General features: G+C 65.8%; 18 protein-coding genes. 8 read left to right on the top strand and 10 right to left on the bottom strand.

Annotated features, from left to right (window positions below; genetic code table 11):
- Window positions 1-186: 186 nt before the first annotated feature.
- From HWN72_RS23660 to HWN72_RS23650, 3 genes are all read left to right on the top strand, one after another.
- A complete protein-coding gene (locus HWN72_RS23660; protein WP_248006289.1) occupies window positions 187-918 on the top strand; it encodes an alpha/beta fold hydrolase in 732 nt (243 codons plus the stop codon).
- A 29-nt stretch (window positions 919-947) separates the two neighbouring features.
- Window positions 948-2,093 carry an ester cyclase gene (locus tag HWN72_RS31925; RefSeq protein ID WP_211151556.1) on the top strand — a complete coding sequence of 382 codons (1,146 nt, stop codon included), beginning with the start codon at window positions 948-950 and terminating at the stop codon, window positions 2,091-2,093.
- A gap of 92 nt (window positions 2,094-2,185) precedes the next feature.
- Complete coding sequence (locus HWN72_RS23650; protein WP_008828942.1) at window positions 2,186-3,448, top strand: MFS transporter; 1,263 nt, start codon at window positions 2,186-2,188, stop codon at window positions 3,446-3,448.
- 23 nt (window positions 3,449-3,471) lie between these two features.
- Here HWN72_RS23650 and HWN72_RS23645 read toward each other — a convergent pair whose 3' ends face one another.
- Window positions 3,472-5,166: an FAD-dependent oxidoreductase gene (locus HWN72_RS23645; protein WP_008828941.1), complete on the bottom strand. Its 1,695-nt coding sequence runs from the start codon at window positions 5,164-5,166 to the stop codon at window positions 3,472-3,474.
- Entirely contained in the window at window positions 5,166-5,792 is a 627-nt protein-coding gene (locus tag HWN72_RS23640) for a gluconate 2-dehydrogenase subunit 3 family protein (protein ID WP_081798965.1), read from the bottom strand. The genes HWN72_RS23645 and HWN72_RS23640 overlap by 1 nt, the downstream gene beginning before the upstream one ends.
- A gap of 220 nt (window positions 5,793-6,012) precedes the next feature.
- Between HWN72_RS23640 and HWN72_RS23635 the strand changes: the two genes are divergently transcribed.
- Window positions 6,013-7,218: an MFS transporter gene (locus HWN72_RS23635; RefSeq protein WP_036525164.1), complete on the top strand. Its 1,206-nt coding sequence runs from the start codon at window positions 6,013-6,015 to the stop codon at window positions 7,216-7,218.
- A 42-nt stretch (window positions 7,219-7,260) separates the two neighbouring features.
- Here HWN72_RS23635 and HWN72_RS23630 read toward each other — a convergent pair whose 3' ends face one another.
- The 3 genes from HWN72_RS23630 to HWN72_RS23620 form a co-directional block, all read right to left on the bottom strand.
- Entirely contained in the window at window positions 7,261-8,745 is a 1,485-nt protein-coding gene (locus HWN72_RS23630; RefSeq protein ID WP_289357117.1) for an indolepyruvate oxidoreductase subunit beta family protein, read from the bottom strand.
- A gap of 149 nt (window positions 8,746-8,894) precedes the next feature.
- Window positions 8,895-11,039: an indolepyruvate ferredoxin oxidoreductase subunit alpha gene (locus HWN72_RS31920; protein ID WP_036525166.1), complete on the bottom strand. Its 2,145-nt coding sequence runs from the start codon at window positions 11,037-11,039 to the stop codon at window positions 8,895-8,897.
- A gap of 6 nt (window positions 11,040-11,045) precedes the next feature.
- Window positions 11,046-11,819, bottom strand: a complete 774-nt coding sequence (locus HWN72_RS23620) for a cyclase family protein (protein ID WP_036525167.1) — start codon at window positions 11,817-11,819, stop codon at window positions 11,046-11,048.
- Window positions 11,820-11,922: 103 nt separating this feature from the next.
- Between HWN72_RS23620 and HWN72_RS23615 the strand changes: the two genes are divergently transcribed.
- Window positions 11,923-12,387, top strand: coding sequence for a MarR family winged helix-turn-helix transcriptional regulator (locus tag HWN72_RS23615; protein WP_008828462.1), 465 nt, complete (start codon window positions 11,923-11,925; stop codon window positions 12,385-12,387).
- 35 nt (window positions 12,388-12,422) lie between these two features.
- Here HWN72_RS23615 and HWN72_RS23610 read toward each other — a convergent pair whose 3' ends face one another.
- The 5 genes from HWN72_RS23610 to HWN72_RS23590 all read right to left on the bottom strand — a co-directional run bounded on the left by HWN72_RS23610 (window position 12,423) and on the right by HWN72_RS23590 (window position 18,107).
- The gene (locus HWN72_RS23610) at window positions 12,423-12,833 is read right to left on the bottom strand and encodes a thioesterase family protein (RefSeq protein WP_036525169.1); all 411 of its coding nucleotides are present in this window, start codon (window positions 12,831-12,833) and stop codon (window positions 12,423-12,425) included.
- Between the two features lie 95 nt (window positions 12,834-12,928).
- Window positions 12,929-13,621 (bottom strand): phosphatase PAP2 family protein, encoded by a 693-nt coding sequence (locus HWN72_RS23605; RefSeq protein WP_211151555.1) that lies wholly within the window; start codon window positions 13,619-13,621, stop codon window positions 12,929-12,931.
- Entirely contained in the window at window positions 13,621-15,918 is a 2,298-nt protein-coding gene (locus HWN72_RS23600) for a TonB-dependent receptor (protein ID WP_008828465.1), read from the bottom strand. The genes HWN72_RS23605 and HWN72_RS23600 overlap by 1 nt, the downstream gene beginning before the upstream one ends.
- A 141-nt stretch (window positions 15,919-16,059) precedes the next feature.
- On the bottom strand, window positions 16,060-17,430 hold the full coding sequence (locus HWN72_RS23595; protein ID WP_211151554.1) for a HAMP domain-containing sensor histidine kinase: 1,371 nt from the start codon (window positions 17,428-17,430) through the stop codon (window positions 16,060-16,062).
- Window positions 17,427-18,107: a response regulator transcription factor gene (locus tag HWN72_RS23590; protein WP_211151553.1), complete on the bottom strand. Its 681-nt coding sequence runs from the start codon at window positions 18,105-18,107 to the stop codon at window positions 17,427-17,429. Before HWN72_RS23590 ends, HWN72_RS23595 begins: the two co-directional genes overlap by 4 nt.
- 237 nt (window positions 18,108-18,344) lie before the next feature.
- On the opposite strand from HWN72_RS23590, the gene HWN72_RS23585 reads away from it, so the two are divergent.
- The 3 genes from HWN72_RS23585 to HWN72_RS23575 all read left to right on the top strand — a co-directional run bounded on the left by HWN72_RS23585 (window position 18,345) and on the right by HWN72_RS23575 (window position 21,642).
- Entirely contained in the window at window positions 18,345-18,923 is a 579-nt protein-coding gene (locus HWN72_RS23585; RefSeq protein ID WP_008828468.1) for an ANTAR domain-containing response regulator, read from the top strand.
- Window positions 18,923-20,131, top strand: coding sequence for an ABC transporter substrate-binding protein (locus tag HWN72_RS23580; protein ID WP_036525173.1), 1,209 nt, complete (start codon window positions 18,923-18,925; stop codon window positions 20,129-20,131). The genes HWN72_RS23585 and HWN72_RS23580 overlap by 1 nt, the downstream gene beginning before the upstream one ends.
- A 254-nt stretch (window positions 20,132-20,385) precedes the next feature.
- Window positions 20,386-21,642 (top strand): NarK/NasA family nitrate transporter, encoded by a 1,257-nt coding sequence (locus tag HWN72_RS23575; protein ID WP_211151552.1) that lies wholly within the window; start codon window positions 20,386-20,388, stop codon window positions 21,640-21,642.
- The last annotated feature ends 40 nt before the right edge of the window (window positions 21,643-21,682 follow it).

Genomic DNA, 21,682 nt, shown 5'->3' with positions numbered 1-21,682 from the left:
CTCCTCAATAGGGTCTTCGATGCGGAGCGCTTTCCTCTACCTTTTCGGATTTCATGAATCACGCTTGCATTCGAATTCAATCGTGGTACGTCATGGACACCGCCAGCGCAAGCCATGACGCGCCTGCGGCACGAAAATTGATCGAGAGGACCAGATAGACGGTCCCACGGGGAGCTGAGCTTGACCATGTCCGCCACTGGACGAAACGATGCCGACGGTCTGCCGCTCGTCCTGCTTGCGGGAACGCTGTGCGACGCGCGGGTGTTCGCGCCGATGCTGCGGCATGCGGCGCTGGCCGGGCGACCGGTGGTCCATTGCGACATGACCGGCGTGGCATCGGCGCGGGGGCTGGCCGAACGGGCGCTTTCGCAGGTTTCCGGGCGCTTCATTCCGGTCGGCTTCTCGCTGGGGGCGATCGTGGCGCTGGAGATGGCGGCCCTCGCGCCCGAGCGGATCACCGCCATGGCGCTGATCGCCGCCAACGGGCGCGACGTACCGGAGGCAGATCACGCCGACCGCCGCGCCGCCGCCACGACCGATCCGGGAGTGCTGGTCGGCGAAGTGCTGTGGGAGCGCTCGGTCGCGGCCGGGGCGCGCCATGACAGCGCGCTGAAGGCGACGATCGTGGCGATGGCGCAAAGCCAGCCGCCCTGCACGCTGGCGCTGCAGACCGAAGTTGCCCTCACCCGTTCCGACAAGCGGCCGCTGCTGCCCATCATGCGCATGCCCGCACTGGTGCTGGGCGGGGCCGAGGATCGCATCGCTCCGCCCGAACTGCAGCGCGAACTGGCGGCGGGCCTGCCCGATGCCGAACTCGTGATCGCGCCGGATGCAGGGCATTTCCTGCCGCTCGAATGTCCCGATTTGTGCGCCCGCACGCTGGCCGACTGGCTGGCGCACGTGCGGACGCTCGCATAGCATCATCAAGATCATCCCACGGAGGTCACGTGACTGATACCCAAGCCCCCAAGAAGCCCGCAACACCGCGCACCGACATTGCTCCCAGCGACGGCGAGACGGGCCGCGTCCTGCAGGTCGAGCGGCGCGACTTCACGCAGCTGGTGCCCGAGGGGCGCAAGCGCGTGCAGTCGATGCGCGGCTTCGACGAATGCTACACCGACATCGTCGACTACATCATCCGCTGCACCCACCGCATCTGGGACGAGCGCGACGTCGGCCTGATCTACACGCACTACACGCATAACTGCGTCGCCTACACCACGATGGGCACGATGTACGATCGCGAGACGCACATCCGCGACACCATCCAGCGCCTTGTCGAATTCCCCGACCGGCGCGGCATGGCGCAGCAGGTGATCTGGAACGGCGACGACGTGAACGGCTTCTACACCAGCCACATGACGCACGGCCTGGGTCGCCACACCGAGCCGGGTTCCTGGGGCAAGCCGACGGGCCGCACCTACTGCACCCGCACCGTCGCCGACTGCATGATCCTGGAGAACAAGATCTACAAGGAGTGGATCGTGCGCGACAACATGGGTCCGCTGATCCAGGTCGGCCTCGATCCGCACGTCTTCGCGCAGGGGATCGCGCAGAAGAAGTTCGATCTGGGCGAAACCGTACTCGACCTCACCGAGAACCGCCGCCTGCTCGGCCAGTACCCGCCCGAGAGCGAGGCCGACCTGTCGATCGCGCACAATGCGGGCGAGGAGCAGCTGCTCGAATGGCTGCACCACATCTACAACAAGCGCATGTTCGGCAAGATCCACGATATCTACGCGCCCAACTGCCAGTGGCACGGGCCGCTGATGCGCGAACTCTACGGCGTGGCATCGGTGCTGCACCAGACGATGCGCCTCGTCGCGCTGCTGCCCGACTGCTCGTTCGTGCCGCAGCACATCGCCTCGGTCGACAGCGAGGAAGGCGGCACCAAGTACGCGGTACGCTGGGTGATGGACGGCCACCACCTCGGCTACGGCTCTCTCGGCGCGCCAACCGGGCATCACCTGTTCGTGATGGGCGTGACCCACTTCCACGTGAAGGACGGCAAGATCGTCGACGAATGGGTGGTCTACGACGAGTTGTCGATGCTGGTGCAGCTCAAGCTGGCGGCGATCCAGGCGGCTGCCTGAATTCAGCACCCGAAATGCGCAAGGCAGGGCCGCGTGCAAGGCGCGGCCCCGCCCCTACTTCCGCCACACTCCAACCATGACCGGAGCCGTGCATGCCCATCATCGCCCCTCTCGCGCCTGACGTCGCCCCTGACGTCGCCATCGAAGCCGAGCCGGTCGATCGGGCCGCGCGTCTCCCCATGCCCGGCATGGGGCGGCAGGTGGCGATCTTCGCGCTGCTGCTCGCCTGCGAATTCCTCTACGGCTGGGCTTGGAACACGGTGGACGTGCTGCGCCCGTTCATTCGCGCGTCGCTGAACCTCTCGCTGCTGGAGGCAGGATCGGCCTATTCGGCGCAAGGCGCAGGTGCGCTGATCGGCGCGGTGCTGATCGGGCAAATCGCCGACCGCTTCGGCCGTCGCCGGATCTTCGCGCTGGTCGTGCTCGGCTACGGCACGATGCTGATCGCGGGTACGGCGGTCGGCAGCTATCCGATGCTGCTGGTCCAGCGTTTCCTGCTGGGTGCTTTCGCAGGCGCGAGCTTTCCGGTGGGCGTGGGCATCTATGTGAACCTCTTCCGCCCCTCGCTGCGTGGACGTCTGGCAGGGACGATGAACGCCTTCTTCAGCTTCTCGATCGTCGCGCTCGGCCTGGCGATGGGCGCGGTGGCGCCGGGAGACTGGAAGCTGCTGCTGTGGATCGGGGGCCTGCCGACGTTCGCGCTGGCGCTCATGGTGCTGTGGCTGATCCCCGCGCGTTCTCCGATCGACATGGCCAGCGAACGCGCGGCGAAGCTGCCCATCGGCGAACTCTTCGCGCCCGACGTGCGCCGCCAGACGCTCATGCTGGCAGCGATGACCGGCCTCAACTTCTTCGGCTACGCGGCCTACAGCGGCTGGCTGACCACGTACCTTTCCGGCGAACGCGGGTTCGACGCGGCGACGGCCGGAAAGCTGGTGGCCTGGCAGTTCGCGGGCAACATCGCCGGAGGCTTCTTCTGGGGCTGGACGGCCGACCGCTTCGGCCGCCGCTTCAATGCGATCGGCTTCCTGATCGCCGCCGCCGCCATCATCGCCTACCTGCTGGCGCCGACCGACGTGCTGATGCTGCAGCTAATCGGGCTGGTCTACGGCGCAGCATTGTGCTCCAGCGTGACCTGGGGACCGTGGCTAGCCGAACTGTACCCGCCGCACCTGCAGTCCACCGCCGCCTCGATCTTCAACTGGGGCCGGATCATCAGCTTCTTCGCGCCGCTCATCACCGCGACGCTGGCGCAGAAGCTCGGCATGACCATCGCCATGGGCTCGGCGAGCCTGGCGTTTTCGCTGGCGGCGGTGCTATGGCTGGCACAGCGCGAGACGCTGGAGCGGCGCTGAGGCGCCTCCAGCGACAGGAGCCGTCAGGCCGGAACCGCCAGCGCCCCGCCTTTCACCTGCTCCGCCGCATGCGCCGCCGCGCGGGCCGTCAGCGCCATGTAGGTCAGTGACGGGTTCTGGCACGCACTGGAGGCCATCGCCGAACCATCGGTGACGTAGAGATTAGCGATGTCGTGCGCCCGGTTGTGCGCGTCGAGCACCGAAGTGCGCGGATCGCGGCCCATGCGCGCGCCGCCCATCTCGTGCACCGCACCGCCGCCGGAGCCGACCTCCGCCGATTCCGAGAGGATGTCGGCGTCCATCAGCCCGATCATCGCCTTGGCCTCTTCCAGAGCATGGCTCACCAGCCTACGCTCATTGTCGCCATAGGCGAAATCGATGCGGGTCTGCGGCATCCCGAGGCTGTCCACCTTGCCATGGTCGATCGTGACGCGGTTGTGCGCCTGCGGCAGGCATTCGGCAAAGGCGCCCAGCAGCATCGTCCAGTCACCCGGACCGCTGGTCGCCGCCTTGAGGCCGCCGCCGATACCGGGCGTGCCGATACCGTCCGCCCAGCCCCGCCGCGTCGCGCTGCCCTGATAGGAATAGCCGCGCAGCATCTCGCGGTCCTGCCCGTCGAGATTGACGAAGCGCGGGATGACGATCGCCACCGGGCGGTTGCCATAATAAGCATGCCCCTCGAAGCCGCGAATGCGCGCGACGACCGACATCGCCAGCGCATGGTCCATGAAATAACGTCCCAACGTGCCGCTCGAATTGGCGAGGCCGTGCGGATTGGCGTCGTCGGCGGAGCGCAGCAGGACGCTGATCGAATTGACGCTGCCCGCGCACAGGAACACCACGTTGGCACGGTAAATCGTGCGGGCGCGGGTCTTCGCATCAATCACGCGCACGCCGCTGATACGCTTGTTCAAGGGATCGTATTCGAGGCTGTCAACCACCGCGTCAGTCACCAGCGTCAGCCGCCCGGTGGCGCGCGCGGCGGGGAGCGTCGAACTCTGCGTGCTGAAATAGGCCCCGTAGGAGCACCCGCGCGAACAGATGTTGCGGTACTGGCAATGCGAACGGTCGCCCTTTGCCTCGGTCAGGTTGGAACTGCGGCCCATGATCAGTCGCCGCTCGGGCCAGCGTTCGGCGATCCGCTCCTTGAGCGCCGCCTCCACGACATTAAGGTCCATCGGCGGCTGGAACACACCGTCAGGCAACTGATCCAGTCCCTCGCGCGATCCGGAAACGCCGATGAAGCCTTCGACGTGGTCGTACCACGGCGCGATGTCGGCATAGCGGATCGGCCAGTCGGTGCCGTGCCCGTCCCGCGCGTTGGCGCCCCAGTCGAGGTCGCCCCAGCGGTAGCACTGGCGCCCCCATACCAGCGAGCGGCCGCCCAACTGATAGGCGCGGCGCCACTGGAAAGGGTCCGTTGCGGTGGTTTGGTACGGGTTCTCACGGTCGTTGACGAAATGGTCGCGCGACCATTCGGTGAAACCCATGCCCTTGCTCTGCACTGCGTAGTCGCTGGCGTTGAGTTGCGGGTCGCCGAAGCCGCGGAACGGCAGTTCCCATGGCGGCGTCGTCTCGTTGGTGTAGCCCGACTGGTGCTCGATCATGCGGCCGCGTTCGAGCATGAGGACGTTGAGGCCGCGCTCGGTCAGTTCCTTGGCCGCCCAGCCCCCGGTGATCCCGGAGCCTATGACGATGGCATCGAATGCTCCGCTCATTATCCGGCGATCTTCTTCTTGATGGAGTTGGCGGAATAGTCGTTCGACAGCGGCCTGAAGGCAGGCGTCACCGGCACGTCGCGGTCGTAGCGACCGGGAGCGATCTCGTAATCGAGCTGGCCGCTCGCCCCGGCCTCGGAGGTGTAGTAGGCCATCAGGATCAGTGCCTTGGCCGTGAACCAGGGGCTCGGAAATGCGATCGGCGCGGCGAAGACCTTGCGATCGTACTCGCCCAGGATCGCGGCCTGCCGTGCCTGTGACTGGTCCATGAAGCCGCCTGTGGCAAAAAGCCCCGGCACTTCGCCGTCCAGCGCCTGGGCCAGGCGGGCAAGGGTATCGCGCGGCGTGCCCATGAGCCCGGCATCGACCGCGCGCAAAACGAATTCAACATTGCCCTGGTTTCCGGCTCCGGATGTCTCCCCTTGGGGAATCACCAGTCCCAGCAGAACGCCCACCATCGCGCCCTGCTCGACGCCCTCCGCAACCTCTCCGGAGCATGCCGCCGCACCTCCCAGCAGCGCCGCGCAGCCCAGCGCTTCCATCGCCAGAAGTCCTGCACGCAGCGCAGAACGGCGATTTTGAGGCCGCCCCGCAAGATGCGACAAGACATCGTTCGATAGCTGCATTATACCTCCTGCACCCTCACGCCACCCCCGGCAGGGTCGCTTACGGGGCGCCACTCGATCTCGATAATTCAGTCATAAACTAAATTCTCATTCACGCCAATTCAGAATTCACTTTCCGCTTGAGCTGGCATGAACGCAGTGCCATCGACGGAATATCCGGTGCCCGGCGCCAGGCACGGGAGAGACGATTGGCGTCGCAACAAGAAAGGGGAACCGGACAATGGACATCGGCACAAGAGTGCGCCTCTCGCTGATGATGTTTCTTCAGTATTTCGTCTGGGGTGCGTGGTGGGTGCCGTTCGGCAGCTACCTCATGCATGCCGGACTGGGTTCATGGATCGGCACGATGTTTTCCGCGCAAGGCTGGGCCGCGATCCTGTCGCCGCTGTTCGTCGGGGCGATCGCGGATCGCTACTTCTCGGCGCAGAAAGTCGTCGGCGTGCTGCATCTCGCGGGCGGCGGCGCGCTGCTCGCGCTGTCGCTTGCGGGGAGCGACCCGGGCCTCGTCTTCGCGCTGACGCTCGGCGTGCTGCTGGCCTACATGCCCACCCTAGCCCTGTCGAACGCGATCGCCTTCGCCGCGATGACTGACACCGCGAAGGAGTTTCCCGCGATCCGCGTGCTGGGCACCATCGGCTGGATCGTGGCGGGCCTGCTCGTCGGCTGGCTGGGTGCGGAGGAGACCGCGCTACCCCTGCGCATGGCGGCCGGGGTTTCGGTGCTCTACGGCCTCTATGCCTTCACGCTGCCCGCCACTCCTCCGGCCGCCAGCTCGAAGCGCGTGGGCCTTGCCGGACTGCTGGGTCTGGACGCGATCAAGGGCGGCGACCGCTCGTTCTGGGCGCTGATCGGCTGCTCGCTGCTGCTGATGATCCCGCTGAGCTTCTACTACGCCTATGCCAACCCGTTCCTGGTCGGCGTGGGCGTCGGCGCGGCGGCGGGGGTGCAGACGATCGGGCAGGTTTCCGAAGTCGGCTTCCTGCTGCTGCTGCCGCTGTTCCTGCGCTGGTTCGGGATGAAGACGGTGCTGCTCGTCGGCATGCTGGCATGGACCGCACGCTATGCGCTGTTCGCCTTCGGCTTCGACGCGGGCGGCCCGCATATGCCGATGCTGCTGGTCGCGCTGGCGCTGCACGGCGTGTGCTTCGACTTCTTCCTCGTCGCCGGACAGATCTGGGTGGACCAGCGCTTCCCGACCGAGACGCGGGGCCGCGCGCAGTCGTTCCTGGCGCTCGTCACCTGGGGTGTCGGCTCGATCATCGGCAGCCTGCTGGCGAACGCCGTCTACGTCGCGCACAGCGGCGGCACGAACGGGCACGAGGTCGACTGGACCGGCTTCTGGCTGATCCCCTCGGCACTGGCCGCCGTGGTCGCGGTGGTGTTCGCGCTGTCCTTCAGGGACAGCGCGAAGCGGGCCGGGAACTGAGCGTATCGGGGCGATCCCGCAAGGATCGCCCCGATACGGCCATTAACCTGCGAGGGCTTCGGTCAGCCCGCTCGACTTGTCGTCCGCCAGCGCCAGTTCGCGCAAAGTGCGGATGCCTGCCGCATCCCGGGGAGCGCGGGCGTGTTCGGCAACGATGCGCTGGAAGTTCCCGAGGCCGCGCTCGAAGGTATCGCCGTAGCCCTTGATCAGCCGCTGGCAGAGCACCAGTTCCAGCGCCAGTTCGCGGTCCTTGGCTGCCTCGGTGCGCACCAGTTCCAGCCAGTGCTCGATGCGCTCCTGCTCCTCGATGTAGCGCAGCGAGCGCGGGCGGATCGACCGCATCGCCGCAACGGTGCGCAGCGCCAGGAACCAGCGCAAGCCGGTCGTCTCGACATGGCGCCCTTCGGTGAAGAAGCGGCCGAGCAGCTTCGTCAGGCCCTTGCTGGCGAGGATGCGGCGGCCGATCCCGGCGGGCAGCGTCTCGCAGACTTCCTGCAGGCGCGGGTGCATGAATTCGGTGATCGAAAGGATCTGCTCGTCGCCCGCCTTCACTTCGCCGCGTACGCGGGTGATGCGGCTGGCGCGCGTCTTGAGGTCGGCGACGCGAATGGTGTCTTCATAACCCATCCACAGCGCCAGATGGCGCGCGGTCTCGGCGGTCAGTTCGAACGGCGCGGCATCGAGCGCGGCGACGGATTCGAGGCGATCCAGGTAGAGCGCGGCATAGGCGCCGTCCTGCCAGTCCATCAGCTTGGCGACGCCGTGCAGGGCGTTGGCCTGCGCGGGCGGGGGCAGGTTCGCGGCGATGCGCGCGGCGAGCGCGCGGCCCTGCTCGGTGGTCGGCACGGGGAGGTCGTGCGTGATCTCATCCGGCCTGGCAACGGGCTGCTGGGCGCGGTCGAAGCCTTCCTGGAAGCCCTTGAGGTTGCTCTTCACGGCGATGCCGCTGTGCTCGATCGCGGCGCGATAGGTGTCGGCCGCGAAGGGCAAGCCGCCGCTGCCCGCCAGCGCGCCGAACATGATCGCGCTGATGACGCTGCCCGAACGGTCAGTCGCGGCGTCCATGTCGAAGCCGATGAAGCGCTTCGAGCGCTGGTACGCCGCCTCGATGATCTTTTCGCCGTTGCCGCGGCCGTCGCCCATCGCCTGCTTCTCACCGATGGCGTAGATGCGGTGGGTGGAGCCGATCAGCGTCGTGCGCCCCGCGGTGGAGAACCCGCGCAGCAGTGCGCGACCGGTTTCCATGAGTTCGGAGGCGACAACCACGTCCACGTCGCCCGGCATCGGCATCTGCGCCATCACCGGCAGGCGGCCCGATCCGTCGGGCTTCGCCAGTTCGACGTAGTACACGGTCGAGCCGGTGCGCTGCGCCACGCCGGGGACCGAAGTGCCCTGCGCCAGCCAGCCCTCGGCGCGGGCGACTTCCTGAATCCAGTCGGCCAGCACGCCGCCGCCCTGTCCGCCGAGGGCGAGGATGGCGATGGTGATGCGGTTTTCGTTGGCGATCGTCATGGTGGTGTCTCTCACTCTCTTGCTTCATCCTCCCTGTCGCGAAGCGATGGGGAGGTGGCAGCCCGTCAGGGCTGACGGAGGGGACGGGCTGGGTTCCGCCCCCTCCACCACCGACTGCGTCGGCGGTCCCCCTCCCCATTGCTGCGCAACGGGGAGGAATGGCTTCAGAACGCCCGCGCCGCGCGGGCCTTGTCGGCGCCGGCCTGCCAGCGGGCCATGATCGCGCCGCTGACTTTCGCCTTGAAGCGTTCGAACTTGCCCGGATTGGCGACGATCTGCGCGCGGTAGAAGCTGGGGCACAGCACCGCCGCATGGCTCACCTCGCCGCACAGGCCGCAGCCCACGCAGGAATTCTCGACATGTGCCACCGGGTCCTGCCGCAGCGGGTCCGGGTTGGGCTTGATCGTCAGCGACGGGCAGCCCGACAGGCGGATGCAGCTGTGATCGCCGGTGCAGGTGTCGCTGTCGACGCCGAAGCGTTCGCGCACCACGCGCTCGCCCGCCTTCAGCTTCGCCGAAGTCGCCTTCTTCTCGCGCCGCTGCTTGTTGAGCATGCATTCGGACTGCGCGACGATGACCTTGGGGCCTTTCTCCTCGGTCGTCAGCGCTTCGCGCAGCATCGAGGTCATGCCCTTGAGGTCATAAGTGCGATGCGTCTCGCGCACCCACTTCGCGCCGACACCGCGCACCGCCTTGGTGATCGGGTTCTTGGTCACGCGATTGGCGTTTTCGGCGCGCGACGACAGGATATCCTGACCGCCGGTGGCCGCCGAATAGCCGTTGTCGATGATCATCGTGACGGTGTCGTCCTTGTTGAACACCGCATTGCCGACGCCCGAGGTCAGGCCGTTGTGCCAGAAGCCCCCGTCGCCCATGATCGCGATCGACCGCTTTGACCCCTCACCTTCCTTGGGCTTGAACGCCGAGGCACCCGCCGCGCCGAGGCCATAGCCCATCGTCGTGTTGCCGATGTTGAACGGCGGCAGGATCGAGAACAGGTGGCAGCCGATGTCCGCCGAGACATGGGTGGGGCCAAGCTCGCGCTCCACCAGCTTCATCGCGGTAAAGATCGGGCGCTCCGGACAGCCGGTGCAGAAGCCCGCCGGGCGCTGCGGGATTTCCTTGGCCACGGGTGCGGGCAGCGGGTTGGCCGCTTCCAGTTGCGGGGCCAGCGCGGGCGCATAGGCTTCGAGGAATTTCGCCAGGCCCTTGCGGATCACGTCGGCGGTGTACTCGCCCGAGCGCGGCAGCATGTCCTTGCCGACGATCCGGGTGTCCAGCTCCGCGCGGCGGATCAGCGTGTTGAGTTCGTGCTCAATGAACTCGGGCTGGCCTTCCTCCAGGATCATCACTGCGCGCTTGCCCTTGCAGAACGCGGCGACTTCCTCGGGGATGATCGGATAGACGACGTTGAGGCAGTAGATCGGCAGCTTGCTGACACCATAGGAGTCCGCCAGCCCGATCAGTTCCATCGCGCGGTTGAGGTTGTTGTAGAGGCCGCCCTGCACGATCAGGCCGATGCCTTCTTCGCTTTCCTCAGGCCCGAACCACTCGTTCAGCTTGTTGTCGCGGACATAGGCGATGCCTGCGGGCCAGCGCTTCTCGATCTTCTCGACTTCGTGAAGGAAGTTCGCAGGGGGCAGCACGATGCGGTCGGTATCGCGCACCGGGCTGGCGGCCGCCTCGCCCACCGTCAGCGGCGGGCGCACGTTGTCCTTCGCCACGAACGAACCGGTCATGTGGCAGGACCGCACGCGCAGCTGCAGCATGACCGGCGTGTTCGAGGCTTCGGAGAGGCGGAAGCCCTGCTCCACCGAGTCGACGATGCTGGGCAGGTTGGGGCGCGGATCGATCAGCCACATCTGCGACTTCATCGCGAAGGCATGCGTGCGCTCCTGCATGATCGAGGAGCCTTCGCCGTAGTCCTCGCCCACGATCACCAGCGCGCCGCCGGTAACGCCGCCCGACGAGACGTTGGACAGCGCGTCCGACGCCACGTTGGTCCCCACCACCGATTTCCACGCGACCGCGCCGCGTAAGGGGTAGTTGACCGAGGCCGCCAGCATCGCCGCCGCGGTGGCTTCCGAGGCGCTCGCCTCGAAATGGACGCCGAGGCTTTCGAGCAAGTCGTTGGCATCGGCGAAGACGTCCATCAGGTGGCTGATCGGCGAGCCCTGATAGCCTCCGACATAGGCCACGCCCGACTGCAGCAGCCCCTTGGTGACCGCCAGGATGCCCTCGCCGGTGAAGACCTCGCCCTCACCCGCGGTGAGCTTGAGGACTTCCTTCTTGAATGAACGCTCCGCCACTTGCCCTTACTCCGAAACGAGCGCGAGGACGCGCAGCGGGCTGCCCGAACCGCCCAGGATCTTGAGCGGCGAGGCGATCACGATCGCGCCGGTGGCGGGCAGCCTGTCGAGGTTTTCAAGGCACTGCAGGCCGTACTTGCCCGCGCCGTGGAGCAGCGTGTGCGCCGGGTACATCGGCTCAAGCAGATGCGCCTGGCCTGCATCGGTGCCGATCGTCTCGACGCCGAAGCCCAGCGCGTCACGGTCGAGGATGTACTGGATCGCGGAGGCGTCTGGCCCCGGGGTGTGGGCGCCGTCTTCCTTGCGGTTGGTGTAGGCGTCGACGTCCAGCTTCGACCAGTCGGTGCGGAACAGCACCCAGGCGCCGGCGGGAATGGCGCCGTGCTCGGCTTCCCAGACCTTGATGTGCTCGGCCGTCAGGAGGAAGTCCGGGTTCGCGGCGCATTCGGCCGAGAAATCGAGTACCACGGCGGGCGCGACCAGCTTCTGCGGCGGCACCTTGTCGATGGTGTTGTCCGGCAGGTCCTTGCCCGAGACCCAGTGGACCGGCGCGTCGAAGTGCGTGCCGGTGTGCTCGCCCACCGTGAAGTTGTTCCAGTGCCATGCGACGCCGCGCTCGTCGTAGCGCGAGATTTCCTCGCGCGAGAAGGCAGCGGTCTGGCCGAACGGTTCGGGCAGCACCAGCAGCGGGGTGTCTTCGGAGAGGGTCTGGGTCAGATCGACGACGGTGATGTCACCGGCCGTCAGCGCATGGGCGAGAGAAGCGAGAACGTCTGTCATGGACTTGGGCCTCCTGTTGGACCATTACGGCGAAGAGTATCGGATTAAGTTGCATATGCAACTAAAATGTCATGCCGGGCGCTTATCGCCCTTGGAGCCTAGGATGAGCGAGGATTTGCGCCCTTTCGGTAACCCTGGATCGGAGGATTTCCGCCTCGACGCCTACCCGTTCTATCTGCTGAACCGGGCCGCGAGCCGGTACAACGTGGTCATCGAGTCGGGCCTGCGCGGGATCGGGATCGACATTCCGACGTGGCGCGTGCTGATGATTCTCGGCGAGCACGAGCCGCTGGCGATCGGGCAGGTGGCGAAGTCGGCGGTCATCAACCTCTCCACCATGATGCGCATCGTGGAGCGCATGACCAAGGCGGGGCTGATCGAGACGGCGCCCAGCGAATCGGACGGCCGCGTGACCGAGATCCGCATGACGGCCGAGGGGCGCGTGAAACTGGGCGAAGCGCGCGAGGTGACCGCGCCGCTCTACGAGCAGATCATCCGGGGGTTCTCTGCCACGGACTTTTCGAAGATGCTGGATCTGCTGGGGCGGCTCTACGACAATCTGGATTGAGAGCACACGCCCCGAAACAGACGGGAAGCCTTGGTCTATTCGGTGTCGTCGACGGAGAAGAAGCGCTGGATGACGTCGCGGGCCAGACGCGCCGGGCGCATCGTGGAGGCATCGAGGCAGCACCAGCTCGAGCGGACTTCCGCCAGCACTTCCTCGCCGCGACGGATCACGGTCTCGTAGAATGCGCGGGCGCCCTGCACTTTTTCCAGAAGCACCGTCGCGATGACGTCGTCTTCGAGGAAGGCGGGCTTGCGATAGGTGATCTCATGCTTGATCGCGACCCACAGGTGGCCGGCGATCGCGTCCGCCGGGGCAAGCGCGCGCCAGTGATCGGTCACCGCCGCCTGCACCCATTTCAGGTAGCTGGCATTGTTGACATGACCCATGAAGTCGATGTCGTCCGGATCGATGCCGATCGGAAAGCGATGGGGAATTGCCTGGTTCACGTATACGTCAATAGCACCTTGCGAGCGATCCCGGAAGCCGGGCTTGCACTTGCGCCACGGCTTCCGGTCTTCATCCGGGCCTATCGTGTGGGGATTCAGAATCCTGCGGCCTTAAGCTCCTTCGCCGCCTCGTCGAAGCGTGCCCGAAATTCAGGCGTTTCCATCAGACGCTCGCCGATGATCATGCCGTAGGACTGGCCGGCGATGATGTCCGAAGGGAAGTGGCGCTCGCAGACCACACGGGCTTCGGCATAGTCCGCAGCGCGGGCCATGATCGCGGGAGCCTTGGCGGGTGCCAGCCGAGCAAGGATCGAAGCCATCGAAAACGCCATCGTGGCATGCCCGCTGGGATAGCTGTAGTCCGGGTTTTCCGGATCGCCGCAAGGGTGCAAGGTGGCATCGGAAACCCAGGGACGGTCGCGTTGAAAATGCGCCTTGCCCCGGGTCACCGCAGCCTTTTCCTCCACGCGCACCGCCGCGAACAGTGCGCGGGTTGCAGGAAGCCGGTCGAGGGCAAAGCCCGGCCCCATCGCGGCGGCGAAGACGCTGACGTCCTTGATCTTGCCCAGGGCGGTGGCATTGTCGGCATCGGCGGTGGTCCGGGTCTGATCGACGCGGTGGAGTTGCTCCAGCTCTGAGCGGCCCTGTGCACTGTCCTTCGCCGGAGGCGGCGGCAGCAGCAGCGAAGGATCGACATCCCCGGGCGTCAGCAGCAAGGGCTGCTGCGGCCCTTCCTTGGCCGCGACCAGAGCGATCGCAGCCAGGGTGAGAAGCATTGCCTTGCGCATCAGAAGCGCACCGTGATGTCGCCCATGATCTGGCGGCCGGGCTGGAAGTAGACCTGATCCTGCGAGGTGTTCAGGCTCGTGGACGTAGGGCCAGTCCCCGAGAGGCCGATGTCGGTGTACTTGGTGGAGTCGAATAGGTCGGTCACCGTCACGCCGAAGCGCAGGTTGCGCCAGTCGTAGCTCGCGGAAAGAATGGTGGTGTTGTACGGCGCGATGCGAACCTGCCGGTTCACCTTGTTGAGCCCGCCGCCGATGCTCGATTCATCGATCGCGTACTGAACGCCGGTCCACTTGTCGATGATCGAGAAGCGGATCGGGCCGGACTTGAAGATGGCGCCGGCTGCCGCCGTTCCCTTGGGCGCATTGGCAACCTGGATGTGCGTGGTCTTCTCTTGCGCGGAATTGAGCGAGCCGTTTGCGAACACGGCAAGTCCGTGGCCGATCACCAGCGTCGCCTGCCCTTCGAGGCCCTTGTAGATCACGCCGCCCTGATTGTAGAACGCCGAGGTCGTTCCGCCGGTGCCGTCGGATACGGTGCGGCTGCCGATCTTGTTGTTGAAGTCGATGTAGTAACCATCGAAATCGAGGCTCAGGCGCGAACCGTGATAGACGAAGCCGGCCTGGTAATTGGTCGAAGTCTGCGGCTGCAGGTTCGAAAGGTCGGGGCGCGCGATGTAGAGCGTGCTCAGGCCGGGGGCGAGGAAGCCCTGAGCATACTGGCCATAGACCGACAGGTTCGACAGCACCGAATAATTGATCGTCGCGTACGTCAGGTTCTTGCTGTTCGTCTGACTCAGGCGCTGCGCATAGCGGGTCTTCTGGTTGTAGAGCGCGTCGATCTTGCGCGTGAAATCGACATGCTTGAACCCGGGGGTGATCGTCAGGCCGGGCAGCGGGCGCAGTTCCAGTTCCGCGAATTCCTCAGCCTGATCGCCGGAGGAGTTCTGGTCGAACTTGACGTACTGCGGTGTCTTTGCGCCAGTGACCGGGTTGGTGACCGACTTCTCGATATAGTTGTAGCCGCCGGTGACGAGATCCACGTCGGTCTGCTGGCGGTACGTATCGTTATGCTCCAGCCACAGGCCTGCGGTCAGCGCACCGAAGCCGAAGTCGTACCTGATCTTGGCGATATCGCCCCAGACGCGGTACTTGTTGGTCTTGGTGTAGCCGGGAATACCGGCGACCTTGGCGCCGCCCGGCGTCAGGACGACTTGGTTGGCGACGTTCAACTGGCTGTTCGGCACGCCGACGAGGTTCGTCGCGGTGTTGCCCGACAGCGTCTCGTTATCGTAGGAATAGGTATAGGCCGTATTCGTGAACGTGGAGTTCGGCGCGAAATTCGCGTCGAGCTTGACGATTTCGAAGTCGGTCGTTTTCGAGGTCGAGTTGTACTTCCAGTAGCTCTGGCTGTTCGGATCGTTGTTCAGGCTGTAATTGCGTCCGTACAGGCGCACCTGATCCAGCGTCGAGCCATCGCTGTCCGGCTGGTTGAAGTGGTTCTTGTTGTAGGTCGAGAGCAGCGTCAGCTTCACGTCAGGGCCGACCGGGATCACGACTTTGCCGAAGAGGTTCTTCTGGTTGTAGCCGCTATAGGTCAGCGCACCGTCGGTCTTGGTGTACTGGCCCGAGAACACCGCTTCGGTGCCGCCGAGCTTTTCGATCGCGCCGGTCTGGATGAGCCCGCGCAGGAGGTAGGTGTTGAAAGTGCCGTAACTGCCCTTCATTTCCACGCCGGGATCGGCACGCGTCTCGCGCGAGAACATGTTCATGTTGCCGCCGAACGTGGCGATGCCAAGCTGGCTGGCGTTGCCGGGACCGCGATCGACCACCAGGGTCTCGACGGTGTTGGACGGGAAGAACGTGTTGGAGTGATGGCTGGGATCGTTGGTATCGCCGAACGGCACGCCATCGTAGGTGATGTTGAATTCACCATCCTTAAAGCCGCGCATGCGCGACTTGGACTCGTTGAGGCCGACGCCGTTGGTGCCGCCGCTGTTGCTCACCGAAGGCGAGATCAGCGCGATCTGGTTGAAATCGACGCTGGCGGGAAGCGAATCCTCGATGAACGAGCGCGACACGATCGAGGCGGGCTGCGTCTGCTTGAGCGACGCGGTGACAGGCGCGATCTCGTTTGCCTTGGTCGCGGTCACCAGAATGGCGGAACCCTCGGCGATGCCGTCGCCGCCATCTGCCGCAGGCGCCTCGTCGGCCCAGGCAGCCTGGGTGGAAAGGGCGATGGCGAGAGCGGCAATGGATGTAAGGCGGCCAGCGCGCAGGCACAAATTCCGGGCTTTCATGAGTGCATTCCCTGAGTGGTGTGATCTTGTGGCCGTGCCGCTAGAGGCCACGCGTGACAGTTCAGGGTAGTGACCGCCGCCAACCTTGCACCGATGCAATGTTGCACAATTATAATTTTTCGCGGCTTGCCGGAGGCCGAGTCAGATCGCTTGCGGCAAGGCCTCGCCGGGAATTCTCACCCGCACTTCCAGCCCCGGCATCGCGTCCGCCAGGTCGAGGCTGCCTTTGTGAAAGCGAGCGATGGCGCTCGCGATCGCCAGACCCAGTCCGCTGCCCTTGGACGGGGAAACCGCGAGGCCGCGCTCGAACGGCTGCGTAACGCGCGCGAATTCGTCTTCTGGCAAGCCGGGGCCGTCGTCGCGCACCGTGATCGTCGCGCCGTCCCCGACGCTTTCGAGCGAGATCGTGACGTTGGTTCCCGTGGGAGTGTGCGTGGCCGCATTCTCAAGCAGGTTCACCAGCAACTGATTCAGAAGGTCCGGATCGCCGTCGATGGCGACCTCCTCCAGGCTCTCCACCCGAAGCGATCCGCCGCGATCGGTGATCACCGGCTCCATCGTATCCGCAATGTCCCTGATCAGCGGGCGCAGCGCGATTCTTCCCATGACCGTGGGATGCTGCCCGGTCTCGATCTCGGCCAGGCGCAGCAGCGCGTCGAAGATATTGATGATGGAGCCGCACTCACGTTCCGCCCTGTCCAGCAGAGAGGGGAAGGCCGATTGGTCGTCGCGCGATGCCTTTTCGAGGAGGCTGCGCAGGCGCATCAGGGGTGTGCGCAGGTCATGCGCCAGATTGCTGGAAAACAACTGCTGCGCGCGGACCAGCTCCGCCATGTGATCCAGCATCTGGTTGAGACTTTGCGCCTGCACCGCGAACATGCCGTCAAGCCGCTCCATCGGAATGCGGCGGGACAAGTCGCCCGCGGCGATGGCGGCGGCGGTATCCTGCGTTTCCGAAAGCCGCCGGGCCGTCAGCCGCGCGACCAGCAATGTCGCCGAGACGCCGAGCACCAGCGCCACCAGCGAAATCGCGACGACCGCCATGGGCAGGATCGCATGCAGCCCCCTGACCGCCTCCAGATGCTGGACGACCACGAACAGGCCTCCGGCATCGAGCCGCGTCGCCAGTGCCCTGCCCGCCTCCTTGTGATGCCCGCCCGCCGTATATTGCACCTCGGAGAAGCCCGATGGCGGCGGCACGATGTCCAGCCTTCCCGCCAGACGGCGCCCGTTGCGGTCGAACAGGACATACGTGCGCTCGCTGAAGACCTTGCGCTGGCTCCATTCGAGGATCTTGGCCTTCAGAATTGCTTCCTGCGCGGGATTGCCCCTGAGGTTCGAGACGTACTTGCGGGTATGGTATAGCAGCGATTCGTCGATCCGGTTCGATACTGAATTGTCGGCAAGGCTGAACCCGACGATGCCGGTGACGATCATCGCCAGCGCAAAGGCGAGACCGACCTGGATCGCCAGTCGACCCAGCGTCGCCGGTCCACGCATGATCGAGTTCACGTGCAGCGCTCAGTGCGTAGCACATAGCCTGCACCGCGCTGCGTATCGATAGGATCGCAGCCGATTTCCTGCAGGGCCGTGCGCAACCGGCTCATGTTGCTTTCCACGATGTTGGTCGTGGTCGAAAACGAATAGGACCACACTGCCTCCAGCAGCATGGTGCGCGTGACGATGCGATCCGCGTTGTGCATGAGGTGGGCCAGCAGGGAATATTGCTTGCGGTTCAGGATCATCGAACTTGCACCGTAGGCTACGCTGTGGCTGGCGACGTCCAGCTTCAGTGCCCCGATCTGCAGGATCGCCTTCCCCGCTTGCGGGGTGCCGCGGCGGACGATCGCCTGAAGGCGGGCATCCAGTTCGTCCATGCTGAACGGCTTGGCAAGGTAGTCGTCCGCCCCGGCCTGCAGCCCCTCGATGCGATTCTTGACCGACCCCAACGCACTCAGCATGAGGATCGGCATCGCACCTCCCTTCGCGCGGACCTGATCGATCACCGAAAGGCCGTTTATATCGGGCAGCATGCGATCGAGCACCACCGCGTCATAGACGCCATCGGCGATCGCCCTGGCCGCATCCGCGCCGGTTACGGCCAGCCTGGCGGTGTGGCCGCCCAGCTTCAGCCCGGAAACGATATGATCTGCGATGAGGGGGTCGTCTTCTACGACTAGAACATGCACGGCGCTTTTCTCCTTGCGCCTGTTCCTCGGAAAACATGACAGGAAAATGACGATCTCCGCCTGTAAGCGGTTCTCGTGCAGGGCGTCGTTGGCTGCCCGAAGCGGAACGGGAAGATGCGGCCTGTCACTCGGACGCTCCGGTCATGCTGCCGATGGCCTTCAAAGCGCCTCATATCTCTCGGCCTGCCGTTGACGTCCCATGAAAATCTGCTGCAGATAGCGAGCGAAGGGGCACTTATGCGCATTGTCATCATCGACGACAGCGGGCTGCGCGCGACCGTGCTCGAGGAGGGGCTGCGCGACGCGGGATATGACGACATCCATATCGTTCCCCCGCGCGGCGCTTTCGTGGCGCGGCTGGAGCGCATGGCGCCCGACGTCGTGCTCATGGACCTCGGCAGCCCCAGCCGCGATACGCTGGAGGAAATGCTCACCGTAAGCCGGGCGCTGGCCCGGCCGATCGCGATGTTCGTCGACCAGTCGGACGAGGCGATGATCGGTGCCGCCATCGACGCGGGCGTCTCCGCCTATGTCGTCGATGGCTTGCGCAAGGAGCGGGTGAAGCCGGTGCTGGAACTGGCGGTCCGGCGTTTCAACGCTTTCTCGCGCATGCAGACCGAGCTTGAGGAGGCGCGCACCGCGCTTGCCGACCGCAAGGTGATCGACCGCGCCAAGTCGATCCTGATGAACCAGCGCGCCTTGTCCGAACAGGACGCCTATGCGCTCCTGCGCTCCACCGCGATGAACCAGGGCAAGAAGATCGCCGAGGTCGCGCAGGCGCTGATTACCGCCAGCGACCTGCTGGGAGGGGTATAATGACGACGAATCTTCGCATCGCCTTCCTGCCGCTCAACGACGTCGCGGTGCTCGCCGCCGCCCGCGAACGCGGCTTTGCCGAGGAGGAGGGCCTTGCGCTCGACCTCGTGCGCACGACGAGCTGGGCGACCTTGCGCGACCGGCTGGTCTACGGACAGGTGCAGGCCGCGCACATGCTGGCGCCGCTGGCGGTGGCGGTGACGCTGGGCCTGAGCCAGCAGCCCGCCGCACTGGCCGCGCCGTTCAAGCTGGGCGTCAACGGCAACATGCTGGTCATGGCGAAGGACTTCGCCGCCGCCCTTGCGCCCGATCCCGCCGCGCGGCTGGCCGACCCGCTGGGCACCGCGCACGACTTCGCCGCTGCAATCGGGCTGTGGCGGCGCAAGCCGATCATCGGCGTCGTCCACCGCTTTTCCAGTCATGCGCTGATGCTCCGCTACTGGCTGGCCAGCGCGGGCATCGATCCCGACCGCGACGTGGTGCTGCGCGTGCTGCCTCCCTCGCTGACGGTCGAGGCGATCCATGCCGGCGAGATCGACGGTTTCATCGCGGGCGAGCCCTGGGGCAGCGCCGCGATCGAGTCCGGACGCGCGGAGGCGGTGGCGATCGGTCAGCGCATCTGGCAGCGCGGGGTGGAGAAAGTGCTGGCCTTCCGCGAACCATGGCTCGAGGAGAACCCCGAGATCACCGACCGCCTGCTGCGCGCGCTCGCCCGCGCCGCCGTCTGGTGCGACGAGCCGGACAACCGCGAGATACTGGCCGACATTCTCGCCGACCCGCGATATGTCGGGCAGCCCTCCGACCTGATCCTACGCACGCTGAGCGGCACGATCGTCCCCAGGGCGGGCGATGCGGCGGTGTCCTGCCCCGACTTCGTGCTGTTCTCCCGCGAGGCGACGCCGTTCCCATGGCGCAGCCAGGCGCTGTGGATCTATTCGCAACTGGTGCGCTGGAACATGGTGGAGCCTTCCGCCGAAACCGAGGCGCAGGCGGCGGCGGTGTTCCGTCCCGACATCTACCGCCGTGCGCTTGCGGGCAGCGACCTGCCGATGCCGGGAGCGAGCATGAAGCTGGAAGGGGCGGTGGATGCGCCGCTCGGCGTGGGTTCGCGCAAGGGCGACCTGCTGCTGGGGCCTGACCGGTTCTTCGACGGCCGCGTGTTCGATCCTGAACGGATCGAGGACTACCTCGCCGGTTTTGCCCGTTAGGATTTTTGGGCAGCATTGAAAATGCGATGACGCTGAAAACGCGTGCAATTTTACGTCTTGCCAGATCTGCGAAATCGCGTGACTATATAGGCGTCTCGCGATGAAGCGCGACCACACCGGATAGGCTGTCCCAAAGACGGGACGCCATCCTCACCGAAATTCGCAGCAAAGCCGCTGACCGGGCTCACCGCAAGGGTGACGTCCGGCCTGCGGCTTTTTTCGTGTCCGCTTTCATGATTTATGGGGGACGTACCATGGCAACCGCATTCTTCCGACCTGACGAAGACAATGACGTGCTTGCGCCCGCGCAGAAGCCCGCCGTCGGCTTCTGGAAGGCCGGCCACACGCCGACTCTGATCGCAGCTTTCCTCTATTTCGACCTCGCCTTCATGGTCTGGGTCCTGCTCGGCCCGCTGGCGCCGGAGATTTCGAAGACTCTCGGGCTCACGCCCGCGCAGAAGGGCCTGATGGTGGCGCTTCCCACGCTGGCGGGCGCTCTCCTGCGCGTCGTCAACGGGCTGCTGGTCGATCGCATCGGGCCGAAGCGCTCGGGCGCGATCAATCAGGTCATCGTCATCACCGGGCTGTTCTTCGCCTGGTCGATGGGCGTCACCAGCTTCGGCGGGACGCTGGCACTGGGCGTGATCCTGGGCTTTGCGGGAGCGAGCTTCGCGATCGCACTGCCGCTCGCCAGCCGCTGGTATCCGGCCGAGCATCAGGGCAAGGCGATGGGCCTGGCGGGCATGGGCAATTCGGGCACCGTCTTCGCCGCGCTCTTCGCGCCGACGCTGGCCAAGATGTTCGGCTGGAACGCGGTGCTGGGCCTTGCCTGCATCCCGCTGACCGTGGTGCTATGCATCTATCTCGCGCTGGCGAAGGACGCACCGAACCAGCCAGCGCCGCGCAAGCTGGTGGACTATGCGGCGCTGCTCAAGCAGGCGGACGCATGGTGGCTGATGGCGTTCTACGCGGTGACTTTCGGTGGTTTCGTGGGGCTTGCCGCGTCGCTGCCGATCTACTTCACCGACCAGTTCGGCCTCAGCACCGTCGTCGCCGGATATTGCACGGCGGGCTGCGTCTTCGCCGGATCGCTGGTCCGTCCGATGGGCGGCGCGCTGGCCGACAAGATCGGCGGCGTGAAGGCGCTGATGATGGTCTATGCGGTCGCGGCCATCGCGCTTGTCGGCGTGTCGCAGGCGCCGAGCCTGATCGCGGCGCTCGGGCTGTTCGTGGTGGCGATGCTGGCGCTCGGCACCGGCAACGGGTCGGTGTTCCAGCTGGTCCCGCAGCGTTTCCAGGCCGAGATCGGCGTGATGACCGGCCTCGTCGGCATGGCGGGCGGTGTCGGCGGGTTCTACCTCGCCAGCTCGCTCGGCCTTGCCAAGCAGTTCACCGGCAGCTTCGCGCCGGGCTTCCTGATCTTTGCCGGCCTTGCGGTCGTGGCTCTCGCCTCGGTGGCGAGCGTCAAGGGCCGCTGGCGCGCGACCTGGAACACCGGCGCGCGCATCTGAGCCGGTAACCGGGGCGGCGGCACCCCAGCGCCGCCGCCCC

The sequence above is a fragment of the Novosphingobium sp. HR1a genome, from assembly GCF_015594425.1.
Classification (GTDB): Bacteria; Pseudomonadota; Alphaproteobacteria; order Sphingomonadales; family Sphingomonadaceae; genus Novosphingobium; species Novosphingobium resinovorum_A.
This window is presented reverse-complemented; position numbering and strand designations above follow the sequence as displayed.